General features: G+C 70.7%; 14 protein-coding genes. 2 read left to right on the plus strand and 12 right to left on the minus strand.

Annotated elements, in window-relative coordinates:
* Nucleotides 1-286 precede the first annotated feature (286 nt).
* The 8 genes from OG524_RS18645 to OG524_RS18680 all read right to left on the minus strand — a co-directional run bounded on the left by OG524_RS18645 (nt 287) and on the right by OG524_RS18680 (nt 7,684).
* Nucleotides 287-517, minus strand: coding sequence for a hypothetical protein (locus tag OG524_RS18645; RefSeq protein WP_405811132.1), 231 nt, complete (start codon nt 515-517; stop codon nt 287-289).
* Between the two features lie 85 nt (nt 518-602).
* Nucleotides 603-1,538 (minus strand): prephenate dehydratase, encoded by a 936-nt coding sequence (pheA, locus tag OG524_RS18650; protein ID WP_405389704.1) that lies wholly within the window; start codon nt 1,536-1,538, stop codon nt 603-605.
* Nucleotides 1,539-1,578: 40 nt separating this feature from the next.
* Nucleotides 1,579-2,904: an iron uptake transporter deferrochelatase/peroxidase subunit gene (gene efeB / locus OG524_RS18655; RefSeq protein WP_405811134.1), complete on the minus strand. Its 1,326-nt coding sequence runs from the start codon at nt 2,902-2,904 to the stop codon at nt 1,579-1,581.
* A gap of 5 nt (nt 2,905-2,909) precedes the next feature.
* Complete coding sequence (locus tag OG524_RS18660) at nt 2,910-4,865, minus strand: copper resistance CopC/CopD family protein (RefSeq protein WP_405811136.1); 1,956 nt, start codon at nt 4,863-4,865, stop codon at nt 2,910-2,912.
* A gap of 14 nt (nt 4,866-4,879) precedes the next feature.
* Nucleotides 4,880-5,323: a copper chaperone PCu(A)C gene (locus OG524_RS18665; protein ID WP_405811138.1), complete on the minus strand. Its 444-nt coding sequence runs from the start codon at nt 5,321-5,323 to the stop codon at nt 4,880-4,882.
* A complete protein-coding gene (locus tag OG524_RS18670) occupies nt 5,320-5,973 on the minus strand; it encodes an SCO family protein (RefSeq protein WP_405389700.1) in 654 nt (217 codons plus the stop codon). Before OG524_RS18670 ends, OG524_RS18665 begins: the two co-directional genes overlap by 4 nt.
* 46 nt (nt 5,974-6,019) lie before the next feature.
* Complete coding sequence (locus tag OG524_RS18675) at nt 6,020-6,754, minus strand: YcnI family protein (RefSeq protein WP_405389699.1); 735 nt, start codon at nt 6,752-6,754, stop codon at nt 6,020-6,022.
* A 105-nt stretch (nt 6,755-6,859) separates the two neighbouring features.
* On the minus strand, nt 6,860-7,684 hold the full coding sequence (locus OG524_RS18680) for a hypothetical protein (RefSeq protein ID WP_405811141.1): 825 nt from the start codon (nt 7,682-7,684) through the stop codon (nt 6,860-6,862).
* A 258-nt stretch (nt 7,685-7,942) separates the two neighbouring features.
* Here OG524_RS18680 and OG524_RS18685 point away from each other — a divergent pair, with 258 nt between their 5' ends.
* Nucleotides 7,943-8,545 carry an ATP-binding protein gene (locus tag OG524_RS18685; protein WP_405811142.1) on the plus strand — a complete coding sequence of 201 codons (603 nt, stop codon included), beginning with the start codon at nt 7,943-7,945 and terminating at the stop codon, nt 8,543-8,545.
* A 57-nt stretch (nt 8,546-8,602) separates the two neighbouring features.
* Here the strand turns inward: OG524_RS18685 and OG524_RS18690 are convergent, their stop codons facing one another.
* Both OG524_RS18690 and OG524_RS18695 read right to left on the minus strand, forming a co-directional pair.
* Entirely contained in the window at nt 8,603-10,078 is a 1,476-nt protein-coding gene (locus tag OG524_RS18690; RefSeq protein WP_405389696.1) for an aminopeptidase P family protein, read from the minus strand.
* Between the two features lie 99 nt (nt 10,079-10,177).
* Nucleotides 10,178-11,503, minus strand: a complete 1,326-nt coding sequence (locus OG524_RS18695; protein WP_405811144.1) for a PP2C family protein-serine/threonine phosphatase — start codon at nt 11,501-11,503, stop codon at nt 10,178-10,180.
* Between the two features lie 690 nt (nt 11,504-12,193).
* Here OG524_RS18695 and OG524_RS18700 point away from each other — a divergent pair.
* Nucleotides 12,194-12,877 carry a bifunctional DNA primase/polymerase gene (locus tag OG524_RS18700; RefSeq protein WP_405389694.1) on the plus strand — a complete coding sequence of 228 codons (684 nt, stop codon included), beginning with the start codon at nt 12,194-12,196 and terminating at the stop codon, nt 12,875-12,877.
* A gap of 630 nt (nt 12,878-13,507) precedes the next feature.
* On the opposite strand, the gene OG524_RS18705 is transcribed toward OG524_RS18700, so the two are convergent.
* Complete coding sequence (locus OG524_RS18705) at nt 13,508-14,473, minus strand: DUF5926 family protein (RefSeq protein WP_405389693.1); 966 nt, start codon at nt 14,471-14,473, stop codon at nt 13,508-13,510.
* A 129-nt stretch (nt 14,474-14,602) separates the two neighbouring features.
* Complete coding sequence (locus OG524_RS18710) at nt 14,603-15,196, minus strand: ATP-binding protein (protein WP_405389692.1); 594 nt, start codon at nt 15,194-15,196, stop codon at nt 14,603-14,605.
* Nucleotides 15,197-15,314 lie beyond the last annotated feature (118 nt).

The raw sequence follows: 15,314 nt of genomic DNA on the forward strand, positions 1-15,314 counted from the left end.
GTGAGGGGTGGGGGTGCCGATAAAGAGGGCTCAATCGCCCTGAAAAGGGCGCAAGCGGCCCGCGCGTGCTTGGCGCATCGCCGGTACTCCGGGCGGCAGTTGGAGGTGTGGGCGGACGCCTTGTCCACAGGGGTCGTGCCGCGATTTAGTTATCCACAGGCTGTGAAGAAGATCTGTGGATGCCGGAGGGGATCGTTCCGAAAGCCGCATGACGGATCGTGGATTCACCACTCAAACCCGATCCGTGCACGCATTCGAGTGGGAATTTCCCTCATTGGTGAGTGGATCAATGGAATTGAGGTGACGCGGGTGTGACGGGAGGGCTTCGGGGGATGCGTGAGTACTGGAGTGATTTGTCGACCATGCGGCATTGCGGTGTCGACTTGTCCCCAGGTTGAGGCGTGGCCTGTGGATAACTCTGGGAGTAAGGGACCTCGGCAGGCAGGACCGTCAGCACCAGCAGGACCGTCAGCACCAGCAGGACCAGCAGGACCAGCAGGACCGTCAGGACCAGCACCGGCAGGAATCGCCGGCCGCGGCACCGTGTGCACCCCACCCTGGGCACTCGCCGGGCTTTTCCGCAGGAGGTCAGACCCAGGAGGTCAGACCCGGCCGTCCTGGCTGCGTGCCAGCCAGTCCGACGCTTCGGTGAAGTCCTTGTCCGACGTACCGGTACGCAGGGCGCGCACCTCTTCCGGAGTCACCCCGGCCCGCGGGTACGAGCCCAGGAACCGCACCTTCGGGCAGATCCGCTTCAGCCCCATCAGCGCCTCCCCGACCCTGCGGTCCGCGATGTGGCCCTCCGCGTCCACGGCGAAGCAGTAGTTGCCGATGCCCTCCCCGGTGGGCCGCGACTGGATCAGCATCAGGTTCACCCCGCGTACGGCGAATTCCTGGAGCAGTTCGAGCAGCGCGCCCGGGTGGTCGTCGCCGAGCCAGATGACGACGGACGTCTTGTCCGCACCGGTCGGTGCCGAGGGCCGGGCGGGGCGGCCCACCAGCACGAAGCGCGTCTGCGCGTTCTCCGCGTCGTGGATCTCCGTCACCAGGGGTTCCAGCCCGTAGGTCGCCGCGGCGAACTCACCGGCGAAGGCGGCGTCGTAGCGTCCCTCCTGGACCAGACGGGCACCGTCCGCGTTCGAGGCGGCGGACTCCCACACCGCGTTCGGCAGATGGGCCGCCATCCAGTTGCGCACCTGCGGCTGGGCGGCCGGGTGCGCGGTGACGGTCTTGATGTCCGACAGCTTCGTCCCCGGGCGTACCAGCAGTGCGAACGTGATGGAGAGCAACACCTCGCGGTAGATCATCAGCGGTGCGCCGGAGGCCAGCTCGTCGAGCGTCGCGGTGATCCCGCCCTCGACGGAGTTCTCGATGGGGACGAGCGCCGCCGCCGCCTCCCGGTTGCGTACCGCGTCCAGTGCGGCCGGCACCGAGAGCATCGGCGCGAGCTCGCGGGTGGCGGCTTCCGGAAGGGTACGGAGGGCTACCTCGGTGAAGGTGCCTTCGGGGCCGAGATAGGCGTAGCGCGTGGCTGACATACGGTCACCCTAGTAGGCCGACGGAGGGGACCGTGCGGACTCACGCCTCCAGGAGCCGCTGCCCCACGTACTCCCCGGGTGCGGCACCTCCCGGAACGGCGAAAAGGCCGCTCGCCTCGTGCCGGATGAAGGGGGAGAGCGCGTCCCCGCGGTCCAGCTTGCGCTGAACCGGAATGAAGCCCTTGAACGGGTCGGCCTGCCAGCAGACGAAGAGCAGTCCCGCGTCCGGTGTGCCGTCGTCCGAGAAGCCGTCGTGGTACGAGTACGGGCGCCGCAGCATCGCGGCGCCCCCGTTCTTCTCGGGGGAGGAGATCCGGGCGTGGGCGTTGTCGGGGATCAGCAGCTTGCCGTCCGTACCCGCCTTGTCCAGATCCATCTCGGTGGTCTCGGAGCCGCCGCTCAGCGGCGCCCCGTCAGCCTTGCGCCGCCCGATGACCCGCTCCTGCCGGTCCACCGGGAGCTTCTCCCAGTCGTCGAGGAGCATCCTGATCCGGCGTACGACGGCGTACGAGCCGCCGGCCAGCCACTCGTGCGCCGACGATCCTCCGGCCGGGACGAAGATCCGCTCGCCGAAGTCGCTCTCGCCCGGCTTCGGGTTGCCGGTGCCGTCGATCTGGCCCATCAGATTGCGTGCCGTCATGGGCCGTGCCGTGGCGCCCGGGGTGCGGTTGAAGCCGTTCATCTGCCAGCGCACCCGGGCCGTGGCTCCGGCCTCCTTCTGGACGGCGCGCAGCGCATGGAAGGCGACGAGCGCGTCGTCGGCCCCGATCTGCACCCAGAGATCGCCGTCGGACCGCTGGGCGTCGAGGTGGTCGGAGGAGAACGCGGGCAGTGGATCAAGCCCGGCCGGCCGATGGGCGCTCAGGCCGGTGCGCGCGAAGAAGGTGCGTCCGAATCCGAAGGTGACGGTCAGGGAGGACGGCCCGGCGTCCAACGCCACTCCGGTGTCGTCCCCGGCGGGCTCGCCGGCCATCAGCCGTTCCGCGACGGCCGACCAGCGGCGCATCAGGGCGGCGGCTTCCCTGCGCCCCGCGCCGGCTGCCAGGTCGAACGCGATCAGGTGACCGCGGGCCTGAAGCGGAGTGGTGATCCCCGGTTGATGTTTCCCGTGAAACATTGCCTCGGTCGAGCCGATCGTGGTGAGCCCGGCCGGCTCGTCGCCACGGGTCGCGGCATAGCCGCCCGCGCCACCTGCCGCGCCCAGCACCAGGCCGGCCGCCCCGGCCGCTCCCACGCCACCGATCAGCCGCCGCCGGGAGACGCCGGACTCACGGCTGCCCCCCGGGCCGGCCTCGGTGACGCCGGTGGCCCCGGCCTCGGCCGTCCCGGCAGCTCTCCGGGCATCTGTCGTCGTCTTCTTGCTCAACCTGCTCAGCCGATCTTCACGTTCTTGTCGACGGTCGTCTGGTCGATGTCCGACGTACGCACGGTCACCTCGACCTTCCAGTCGCCCGCCATAGGGATCTGTACGCCACTCGCGGTCCAGTGCCCCGCGGTGAGGCGGTCGGGGACGACGGGCAGCGGGCCGATGTCCTTGGACTCCAGGGTGAAGGAGACCTTCACCTCGGGAACGTCCAGGGGGCCGGCCGGCCCGTCGGTCCAGACATGCAGTTCGTTGGAGCCGGTGCCGCCGGGCGAGATGTCCAGCCGCACGGTCCCCTTGCCGTTCTGGCCGCCGGTGTCGAACGGCAGGCTCAGATTCACCGGCCCCGCGGTGTCCGGCACGGTCGCTGCAGTGGTGCTGCGGGCGGCCTCCTCCTCGGTACGGCCCGGCTCGGTGGACGTCAGGATCGTCGTCACAGCGAGCAGCACCACGGCGATGCCCGTCTCGACCAGCACGGAGCGGCGCAGTCCGGAGCGGTCCGGATCGGCGTCGCGGGCGCGCTTCTTCCTCGTCGCCGTCAGGGCCGCGTTCTGCCGGGCGAGCTGGGCGGCCCGCTCAGGCGCCACGTCCCCGGCATCGCTGTCGGCCTTCTCTGCCGCCCCGTCACCGGGATCGCCATCGACAGCGGCCGACTCCCCGCCGGCTTCCTCACCGGCCTCACCCCCGGCATCCCGCACCCCGTCGGCCAGCCGCCCCGTCCACCGCCGCGAGATCCACGCGACCCCGATCAGCACGGCGACCAGGGCCACCTTGATGAGGAGCAGCACCCCGTACCGCGTGCCGGTCAGCGCGGACCACGAACCGACCTGGCGCCACGACTGGTAGAGCCCGGTCGCGGCGAGTACGAGCACACTGCCGAACGCCAGGCGTGAGAACCGTCGTACCGCGCCGCTCGTGATGTCGGGCGTGCGGTACAGGGCGACCAGCAGCGCGGCGAGCCCTCCCAGCCAGGCGGCGACGGCGAGCAGGTGCAGGACGTCGACCGGCATGGCGATTCCCGGCTGGATGCCGGTCGAGGCGTGCTCGGCCAAGGCCCAGGTGCCGGCGATGCCCGCGGCGATGACCGTTCCACCGATGGCGAGGCCGAAGGTGAGGTCCTGCTTCTCCTTCTCGTCCTCCCGCTTGGCGTACGCCCCGAAGAGGACGGCGATGAAGAGGGCGGAGGCGCCGAGGAGGAGGAGCCGGGAGACGAGCGCCGCCCCCGGCTTGGTGTCGAGGACGGCCTGCAGGCCGCCGAGGTCGAAGGCGTCGGCGATCTTGCCGGAGCCGGTGTACGGGTTCCGCAGGAGCAGCATGGCCAGGGTCGCCACGGTGAGCGTGACCCAGCCGCGCACGACGAGACGCTGCAGCGGCCGGGCACCCGCCCCGTCCCGCCAGCAGGCGAGCACGAAGGCCGATCCGCCCGCGAGCAGGATGAATCCGGCGTACGCGGCGTAGCGTGCGATGCCGTAGAGCGTTCCGACGAGCCCTCCGCCCACCTCGGTGGAGGGCAGCGTGACCGTGGTCTCCGAGGGGGCGCCGACGGAGAAGGTGAAGGCCCCGGCGACCGGGTGGCTGTCCACGGAGACGGCCTGCCAGGCAACGGTGTACGTGCCGTCGGGCAGGCCGCCGTGGAGCGTGATGCCGTACCGCACGGCGCCGCCGCTCGTCAGGTCACGGGGTGCTCCGGTGTCGGCCCGTTTCCCGCCCGGGTCGAGTACCCGGATCGAGCCGTCGCCCATGGCGATCTGCTCGGAGAAGGTGAGGGTGACCTCCTTGGGTGCGGTGGCGACCACCGCCCCGTCCTGCGGGTCGCTCCCGGTGAGGGCGGCGTGCGCGGACGCGGGGCTCGCGCCGGCCAGCACCAGGCCGAACAGCAGGCTGATCAGCGTGGCGAGGAGCGCGACCGCGGCGAGCGGCCGACGTATGGGGGAGGGCCCGGAGTGCGGGACGGTGGCTGTCATGGGATGTCAGTACCTCACTGCTTCTTCGGGTTGTAGGTGGTCTCCTTGACGGGCACGTCGACCGTGATGGGGTCCGCCTTCTCGAAATGCAGTTCCACGGAGACCGTCTCCCCCTGCTTGGGCTGCTTCTTGAGGTCCATGAACATGATGTGGTTGCCCCCGCGTCCGAGGTCCAGCTCACCCCCGGCGGGCACCTCGAACGACGAGACCATCCGCATGGCCTGGTTCTTCGTCTCGTGGATGGTGACGTGGTCCGAGAGGGCGCTGCTCACAGAGGTGAGCCGGTCGGTGCCGCCGCTGTTCTTCACGACGAGGAAGCCGGCCGCCATGTCGCCCACGGGCTGCGGCATGAACGCGCCGGTCACCTCCAGCTCCGGACGGCTGTCCGAGGAACACCCCGTCAGCGCCAGCCCGGTGGTGAGGGCCAGCGCGCCGACGAGGACCGTGCGGCGGTTCACGGGTTCTCCCCTTCGATGATCTCGGGGAGGTCCTTGGTGTAGTCCTCGGCCGTGGTGTCCTCGCTGTACAGCACGTATCCCTTGTCGGTCTTCGGGGAGAACGCGATGACCTGGGCGCCGTGCATCGAGACGACCGTGCCGTCCTTCTCCTTCTTCGGCGCGTCGATGCCGATGCCGATCTGCCGGGCACCCGCCTGGATGGTCGGGAAGTCGCCGGTGAGACCGGTGAATTCGGGGTCCTGGGCCTTGAGCCAGCTGCCCAGGGACGCCGGGGTGTCCCGTTCGGGATCGGTCGTGACGAAGACGACCTGGAGCTTGTCCTGGTCGGCCTTGGGCAGGGCCCGCTTGGCGAGCGCGATGTTGCTCATGGTCAGCGGGCACACATCGGGGCAGTTGGTGTAGCCGAAGTAGATGAGCGTCGGCTTGCCCTTGGTCTTCTCACGGAGGTCGTACGACTTGCCGTGCGTGTCGGTGAGCACGAGGTCGGGCTTCGTGAACGGCTGGTCGAGCACGGTCGCGGGCTTCGACCCGGTCTCCACGGACACGTCGGCGACCGACGTGTCCGTGGAGGTGCCGCTGCCGCAGGCCGACAGGGTCAGTGCGGCCACGGCGGCGAACGCCGCGGCCGGCACCGTCTTCTTGTTGCGCATGGAGAGTTGATTCCTGGTCTGTGGTGCGGGTGGTGGAGCCGTGGGGTCAGGCGTTGCGGCGACGGCCGGCGAGGACGCCGAAGGCGACGCCCGCGATGCCGATGACGATGCCGACGACGCCCAGGACACGGGCGGTGCTGTCACTGTTGCTCGACGAGGCCACGGTCTCCGAGGACGCCTTGGTGTCCTCGGCGTGGTCCGCCTCGCCGCTCTTGTCGTCCGCGGCCGCGCCGTGGGCGTCGGCCGTCGCCGCGGTCAGCTTGAGCACCGGAGCAGGGCTCTCGGGCTCTTCGCCGCCCTCGACGGGCTCCTCGATCCAGCGGACGACTTCCTTGTTGCTGTACGTCTGGAGGGCCTTGAAGACCAGCTGGTCGGCATCCTCGGGGAGCTGTCCGACCGAGAGCGGGAACTGCTGGAAGTAGCCGGGCCCGATACCGCTGCCGGCGGCGGTCCAGGTGACCTTGGAAACGGCCTCGTTGATCTTCTTCCCGTGTACGTCGAGCGGCTTGGCGAGCTTGCTCCGGGTGACCTCGATCTTCCAGCCGGGGACCGCCTGCGGGCTGACGGAGGCCAGCGGGTGGTCGGTCGGGAAGCTGACCTCGAGCTTGGTGGTCGAGGCGTCGTCGCGCTCGTTGGGAACCTTGAAGTTGATGGTGGCGTAGCCGCCCTTGGCGGCCTCGCCCTGTGGCTGCACGCTGACATGTGCGGCGGCGGGACCGGCGAGCAGCAGGACGGTGGACGCGGCGACGCCACCCGCGATGGCGATACGAGAAACCTTCATGGCAGGGATCACTCCACAGGGAACGAGAGGAAAGGTGGTCCGGCGCACGGGTGCGCGACGGCATCGCGACCACCTCTCGTCACCGGATCCGGCGGAGGGGTCGCGTCAGGCTGCGGGTACGTATACGGGCGGCGGCCCGCGCCTGATCACCATGTGCTGCAGAGGATCCCCGCCGGTGGGCACCGGAGCGTCCACGGCGACACGGAGGGGCCGGGGCCCGGTCGTGGGCCGCCCGGGAAGGCCCGCGCGCAGCGCGCGTACGAGGGCCATGGCGGCCCGCAGGGCCCGCAGCCGCGCGACCGCCACCAGCCGGCGGCCGCCGTACGCCGACAGCCCGGCCAGCCGGAAGAGCGCGATCTCGCCGCGGCGCAGCAGCCAGCCGGTGGCGAGTGCGGCGAGGAGGTGCCCGAGGAACATGGGCAGGCTCGGCAGGAGGGCGGCCAGGGCGACGGGATCGGCAGGGCCGGCGGCGTCCTGGACGGCTGCCGCCCCGGACCCGAGGTGGCTGTGCCCGCCTGCCACGGTCGCGGGGTCGATGCCCGCGGTGGTGACGATGCGGTGGGCCTCACCGGCGCTCAGCTGCGCCGGACCCGCGCCGCACACCAGTCCGGCGGCGAACCGGATCAGTGAGTCGTCCCCGGACGAGATCGCGGGCCCCGGTGTGTGACGCCCCAGCCCGAACAGCGCGTGCAGGACGATCTGTCCGGCGGCCAGGGCGGCGGCGATGGAGAGGAGGGTCCGTTCACGCCCGGCGAGCACCACGGCCACGGCGAAGACTCCGAGGAAACCGGCGAGGACGGTCCATCCGGGCACGGCCGCACCGGCGGCGAACGCATGTCCTGCCGCGGCCAGCACGACACAGACCGCGGTGAACACCGCGGTCCTCAGGAGCCGCAGACCGGCTCCGGCGCGTGCGACAGGCATAGACATGGCCGGGTCATCATCGCACTGTGCCCCCGGCTCCCGTACGGCAGGTCCGGAAGGTCGGCATCCGTCCCCATCGAAGACGATCGGGGGGTGTTGCACCTGTTCAGGGCTGCTCCGCGCCTCTGTACCGACCGGACATACACCGGTATACGGAACATTCGCATCCGCCGAATGAGCGCTGTCACAGCGGATCCGTGCTTACGAACCGCGTAGGGCGGCAATACGTAACCGTATGTCGAGCCGCAGCCAGGAGGCTGGAGCATGAGCATGTGGTGGTCACTCCATTTGCGGCGCGAAGCTGCGAGCGTCCCGCTCGCCCGTCGTTTTCTGCTCGGCACCATGGAGACCGCGGGAGTCGATCCCGACATCTCCTACGACCTCTCGGTCGCGCTCAGCGAAGCCTGTGCGAACGCCGTCGAGCACGGCGGGGTCCCGGGGGACGCGGAGGCTGCCGGTGAGGTCGCCGGCCCCGGTCGTGCCGAGTACGCGCAGTCCGCACGGGACTGTGGTCAGTACCGGGTCACCGCCTATCTGGACGGCGAGAAATGCCGTATCGAAGTCGCCGATTCGGGGCCCGGTTTCCCCACCCGGCGCACGCTTCGCACCGCCGCACACCCCTCTGTCGCACATCCGTCGGAACCGCAGCAGCCCACCGGGCGTCACGCGGTTCGCCCGTCGTCCGCGCAGACGGCGGGCGGCCCGTCGGGACATCCGGTGGCCCTGGCGGAGAGCGGCCGGGGACTCGGCCTGATCGAGGAGCTCGCCGACCACGTGCACTTCGGCAACCGCCCGGGTCGCGGCGCGGTGGTCAGCTTCGACAAGGTCCTGAAATGGCGGGAGGGCGCGCTGCTCATGGTGTCCTGAGCAGCGCGCCCTCCGGCGCACGGAGCGCGGCCGTTCACATCGGCCGCGTCAGCGTCCTCAGCCCTTGAGCCCGGCCATCCACGCCTCGACGTCGTCGGCCCGGCGCGGCAGCGTGTCGGACAGGTTCCGGTTGCCGTCCTCGGTGACCAGGATGTCGTCCTCGATCCGCACGCCGATGCCCCGGTACTCCTCGGGCACGGTCAGGTCGTCGGCCTGGAAGTACAGTCCGGGCTCCACGGTGAGGCACACCCCCGGCTCCAGGACGCCGTTGACGTACGACTCGGTGCGGGCCGCGGCGCAGTCGTGGACGTCCATGCCGAGCATGTGGCCGGTGCCGTGCAGGGTCCAGCGGCGCTGCAGTCCCCGCTCCAGGACCTTCTCCACGGACAGGTCGCCCAGCAGGCCCCACTCGACGAGCTTCTCGGCGAGGACGCGCTGCGCCGCGTCGTGGAAGTCGCGGAAGGCGGCGCCGGGCTTCACGGCGGCGATGCCCGCCTCCTGGGCCTCGTACACCGCGTCGTAGATCTTCCGCTGCAGCGGGGTGAACGAGCCGTTGATCGGCAGCGTCCGGGTCACGTCGGCGGTGTACAGCTCGTCGGTCTCGACACCCGCGTCGAGCAGCAGGAGCTCGCCGGCGCGGACCGCGCCGTCGTTGCGGACCCAGTGCAGCGTGGTGGCGTGCGCTCCGGCGGCGCAGATCGACCCGTAGCCGATGTCGTTGCCGTCGACCCGGGCGCGCAGGAAGAAGGTGCCCTCGATGTAGCGCTCGCTCGTGGCCTCGGCCTTGTCGAGGACCTTCACGACGTCCTCGAAGCCGCGGGCCGTGGCGTCGCAGGCCTTCTGCAGCTCGGCGACCTCGAAGGCGTCCTTGACCACGCGGGCCTCGGAGAGGAAGACACGAAGCTCCTCGTCGCGCTCCGCGGTGACCTTGTCGGTCAGGGCCGCCTCGATGCCCGCGTCGTGACCCCGGACGTTGCGCACCGGGCCGGTGGCCTCGGTGAGGGCGGCCGGGAGCTCACGGACGTCCTTCGCCGGGATGCCCAGCAGCTGCTCGGCCTCGGTGAGGGAGTTGCGGCGGCCGACCCAGAGCTCGCCCTGGCCGTCGAGCCAGAACTCGCCGTTCTCGCGGTCGGAGCGGGGCAGCAGGTAGACCGTCGCGTCGTGCCCGGCCTCGTCGCCGGAACCGGTCGGTTCGAGGACCAGGACGCCGTCATGGGTGCGGTCGCCGGTGAGGTACGCGTACTCGGTGGAGGCGCGGAAGGCGTACTCGGTGTCGTTGGAACGGGTCTTCAGGTTGCCCGCCGGGACGACGAGCCGCTCGCCGGGGAAGCGCGCGGAGAGCGCGGCACGGCGGGCAGCGGTGTACCCGGCCTGGGCGATCGGCTCCAGACCGTGCAGTTCGGTGTCGGCCCAGCCGGACTTCATGTTCTCGGCGAGCTCATCGGAAATGCCCGGGTACAGGCCGTTCTTCCGCTGCTTGATCGGCTCTGCTTCGGTGGCTTCCGGGGTCTCCGGGGTGAGCTCCTCAGACACGATTTGTCTCTCCTTATACGACACTGGACCCCATCCATCGTACGGGCGTACGGAAGGGGGCCCAGGGCCGGAAGACCTCTTACAGGTCCGGTGCGGCCGTCAGTCGAAACGCGCGGCCAGAACGACGACGTCCTCGGTGCTGTCGCTGCCGGGCCCGTCGGGCAGGACCGTCCGCAGGACGTGGTCCGCCACGGCTCCGGGGTCGTCGCGCAGGGCCCTCGGCACACCGGCCGCCGCCGCGTGCAGCCGCGCGAACGCCCGGTCCATGGAGTCACCGGTGCGGCGCAGCAGCCCGTCGGTGTAGAGCAGCACGGTCTCGCCGGGAGCAGGGGAGAACTCCACGCTCGGCGCCTCCCAGCAGGAGAGCATGCCCAGCGGGGCGGAGAGTGTCGTCTCCACGAACTCGGTGCGCCGGTCGCCGGTCACCAGCGGAGGGGTGTGCCCGGCCCCGGCGAGCACGATCGTGCGGCGGTCGGGTTCGCAGTAGGCGTAGAGCGCGGTGGCCGCGCCCGCCGGTTCGGTCAGCCGCAGCAGCAGTTCGAGGTCGGAGAGTACGGCGACGGGGTCTTCGCCCTCCATCACCGCGTAGGCCCGCAGGCCGGCGCGCAGCCGGCCCATGGCGGCGAGGGCGCGCGGGCCCGAACCGCCGACCGAGCCGACGGACAGGCCGAGGGCGTCGTCCGGGAGGGGCAGCGCGTCGTACCAGTCGCCGCCGCCCGCGGGCGTGGTCCGGTGGCGGACGGCCAGCCGCACTCCGGGGACCCGGGGCAGCCGGCTGGGGAGGAGTTCCTCGGCGATGACGGCGGCGTCGGCCCTGGCGCGTTCCAGTTCCAGCAGCCGGGACAGGTGCCCGACGGCGTAGCGGGCGTACAGGCCGACCAGATGGCACTGCCGTTCCAGTGGTTCGGCGGGCTCGTCGTAGAGCCAGACCGCCACGCCGAGCCGGCCGGCGGCCTCGGTGGCGAGGGGCAGCGCGTAACTGGCGGCGTATCCGAGCCCGGCGGCGACCTCACGGCAGCGCGGGTCGAGAGCGGTGTCGCCGAGGATGTCGGGGCTGGCCAGCGGGTCGTCGGTGTCCGGGAGGCCGTCGAGGAACCGGCCGTAGGAGGTGGCGCTGCGCGGCACGGTCTCGATGTGCCCGAGTTCCGCGTGGGCCAGCCCGAGGCCGGTGGTCAGGGACGGGCCGCCCCCGTCGGCGGGTTCGAGTACGAGAAGTCCGCGGCGGGCACCGACCAGGGCGGCTCCGGCGCCCAGGAGCTCGTGCAGAGCGCTGTCGAGGGTGCTGGTTCCGGCCAGTCGCTCGGTGAGTTCGTGCAACGTGGTGAGGTCGGAGACCCAGCCCGCCAGCCGGTCCTGGAGGAACGCTCCCGGCGCGGGGGGCACGGCCTTCAGAGGTGCGGCAGTGTGCGTTGAAACAGGAACCATGGGATCGATTCCAGCCACTTTCGGAAGGTGTGGGGCGCTCATGGCTGTGGGCTTTCCAGCCGGTGCATTTCATTGAATAGCATCGCAAACCCCCATCTCGTTCTGCGTCGCTATCAGTGCATCCACGTGTACATGCACCCACATCTACACGTACAAGTAAGCTGATGTCCAGCATTGTCCTTGCGGTATTTATAGTGTCCGCGAGTCTGTTAACTTGGCCAAAAAATGCACCCCCGTGCGGCTATTTGCGGTCGACTGGCTGTGCTCGACAGGGAGCGCCCTCGGGGTGAAGTGCCGGAGGGAGCGTCATTCCGGGCATGCTGGGTACGTAATCGTGGATGGCCAGGGGTAGTTGCGATCGCCCCGGAACCCGACAGTGAGCCCGGGCGTCCTCGCTCGTGACGGCCGCACCTCCACCCCGAGTGACGGGGTTTGCACCAGGGACGGCAAGCGCGCCGCGCATGCCACCCGCGCGATGTTTTGACTGGACTCGGTTCGGCTCAACTCGGTTCGACTCGGCTCAGCTCCATTCTGTTCGGTTCCACACTGCTCGGCTCACGCTCGGCACCGACTACTCGTCCGTACCGCAGACCCGATGAGCACGCACGCACAGCGAAGAGACACACACGTGGTGTAACGAACACGTCTGTGATGTGGACCTCGGCGTTCAACGGAAAGGAACGAGCGCTCATGCGCGAGATCCTCGGAAGGCGACGCAGGCACCGGCCCCGGCGCAAGGGAAGTTCCGCCCAGCTCGACGCGGCCCTGACCTGCGCCACCGCCTGGAAGTGGCCCGTACTCCCCGGAGTGGGACTGGCCGCGGCAGGTGTGCGCGGCGAACGCGGCCGTGGCTGCGCCTGCCCCGATCCCGAGTGCGCCGTGCCCGGCGCACACCCCTTCGATCCCGGACTCCTGGCGGCGACCACCGACACGCGCATGGTGCGCTGGTGGTGGACCAACCGGCCGGCCGCCCCCGTGGTGCTGGCCACCGGCGACCAGGCGCCCTGTGCGCTCAGCCTGCCGGCCGTGGCGGGCGCCCGGGCGCTGACCGCGCTCGACGGCATGGGGCTGCGGCTCGGTCCCGTGGTGGCGACGCCGACCCGATGGTCGCTGCTGGTCGCCCCGTACACCCTGGAACGGCTCGGAGAGCTGCTGCACGCCAAGGACTGGGTGCCCAGCTCGCTGAGGTTCCATGGCGAGGGCGGCTATCTCATCCTGCCCCCGTCCGAGGTGGGTACGGGGCAGGTGCGCTGGGAGCGGGCACCCGCGGCGGGGTCTGCCGCGCCCTGGCTCCCGGATGTGGAATCGGTCCTCGACGCACTGGTCGAGGCGAGCAACAGCGCTCCGGACGGCGGCAGCCGGCTCGCGTACTGACGAAGCGGCGGCGGAGCGCCGTGACGGCGGGCACGGGAGTGCCCGGCGCCGGAACGGCAGACGTGGGAACAGCGGGCGGCTCACTCGTCAGGGTGTGGGGCCGCCCGCGTTCTGCTTTCCGTGTTCCGCGTTCCTGCGTCAGGAACAGGGCACGCGTGCGTGGATGCTGATGCGAACGACCCCGAGGTGCTGGCGCGGCGTTCCCGGCCTCCGGCCAGGCACTCGCACTTCTGTCCGAAAGCGAACGGCCCGGCATCGCGGTCCAGGGGGCGTGCGGCCGTACGGCGGACGCCACGGCGTGGACCACAACTCACCCTGCACACGCGATGTCTGAGTCCTGGACCTGTGCGGAGCCTGCGAACGGGGGCGAAACGCCAATGTGGGGTGGAGGGAAGCGCCGCAGGTGCGCCGATCCGTATGTGCTCCGGCGTGCGCCCCGGCTGTCCGTGCCCGGAAAAGGCAGACGCCCGGTCGCTGGCGACGGGGGATGCACCAGCGACCGGGCTTCCAGAACGGTAACAAGAGATCTGCCGTTAGCAAATTCGATCTCGCCTATTCGGACAGCGATTTACCGGCCGGTACAGGGGGTTGTGACGCGAGTCACCGAACATGCCCGCGCTCTCGTCACCGTCAGCTGAGCGTCACCTGACGGTTGGTGAGCCCGCCGCGCGCCCGACGCTCCTCGCCGGTGAGCGGGGCGTCCGAGGCGAGCGCCTCGGCGAGCCGCTCGGCGAACTGTGCCGCGGGCTTCTCGCACTCCTCTGCGCCCATCGTGCTCGGCAGGTCCCAGACCGGGACCATGAGCCCGTGTGCCCGGAACGAACCGACCAGACGGGTGTCCTCGCCGAGCGAGGAGTTGCCCGCCGCGTGGAGTCGGGCGAGGGCGTCGAGGAGCTGCTCCTCGGGATGCGGCATGACCCAGCGGAGGTGGTTCTTCTCCGGTGTCTCGCACCAGTAGGCGGCGTCCACACCGGTGAGCAGTGTGGTCGGGATCGCCGCGGCGTTGGCGCGCTCCAGGGAGGCGGACACCTCGGCCGAGGCGTTCTCCGCGTCCGGGACCCAGAATTCGAAACCGGGGTGCACGACCGGCTCGAACGAGGCCCCGGGGTCGAGGAGGTCCTGAAGACGGGGGCCGTCGGCGGGCACCCGGCGGGCAGCGACCGGCGAGCCCGGCTCCGCATCGAGCGCGCGCACCAGGGTGTCCGCCAGGTCGCGGCTGAGGTCGCCCGACGAGGTGTCGTTCTGCAGGGCGAGCAGGACGGAACCGTCGTCGCGGCGCAGCGCCGGCCAGGCCATCGGCAGTACGGTCGCGAGCTTCACCGAGGGCACACCCTCGGGCAGGCCGTCCTTCAGGGTCAGCTCGACCGTCGCGGCCGGGACCAGCTCGCGCAGGGCGATCCAGTCGCACTCGCCGGCCAGTCCCTCGAAGGGGCGCTGGACCAGCTCGGTCACGGCCTGGGCCGCGGCGCGTCCGTGACACGCCTTGTACCGGCGGCCCGAACCGCACGGGCAGGGCTCACGGGCCCCGACGACCGGGATCTCACCATCCTTGAGCTGCTGCTTCCCGGCCTTGGACTGAGGGCGCTTCTTGGCCATGGTGGGCGTTCTCCCGATTGCGACAGTGAGGTCTCGGCCGCGAGCCTAGCCGTCCCTGTCACCGCCGGGGCACACCTGCCGGCGCGCCCACCTCGGTCCGCTCCGTCGTGCCGTCCGTCGGCCCGGCTCTCAGCCCACGTCGTCGAAGGCGTCGAGAACGTCGGCGAAGTCCAACTCGTCCAGCGGGCCGCGCCCGTTCAGTCCGTGCGACCCTTCCCGGTCGCGACGGCCGGGCGCCGTGCGCCCCAGGGGCGTGGAGCGTGCGGGGAACGCCGTGCGCCCGTGGTCGGAGGAGACCAGGGCCCAGACGGTCACCTCACCCGAGGTGTCGTCCCGTACCCCCCACTTCTCCGCGAGGGCACTGATGATGTTGAGCCCGCGTCCGCCGCGCGCGGTCACCGACGGTGTGGCCGGAACCGGCCTGGTCGGGCCGCCGCCGTCCGTGACCTCGACCGTGAGGTCACCCGCTCTGTCCACACGCCAGGCGGCGCGGATGTCGCCGTCACCGACTTCTGCGTGCTGTCCCAGCGGCCTGCCGTGCCGGCAGGCGTTGCTGAGGAGTTCGGAAAGGATCAATACAGCATCGTCGACGACCGTGTCCGACACCCCGTTGCTGCGCAGCTGCTCACGCATGCAATGCCGTGCCTGCCCTACGCCGGCAGGACCATGGGGTACGGCCATGCTCGACGACGTGGGCACTTCCTGTGCCACCACAAACGCCACCCCCGAGACCTCCTTTGCCCCACGCCACGGATTGGATGCCCCCCTGGGCTTCACCGGAAACCGGCCAATGCCCTGTCAGTGATGCACTCGTAACGATCGGATGCGGAGTGAATGCGCC

The organism is Streptomyces sp. NBC_01520 (assembly GCF_045040375.1).
Classification (GTDB): Bacteria; Actinomycetota; Actinomycetes; order Streptomycetales; family Streptomycetaceae; genus Streptomyces.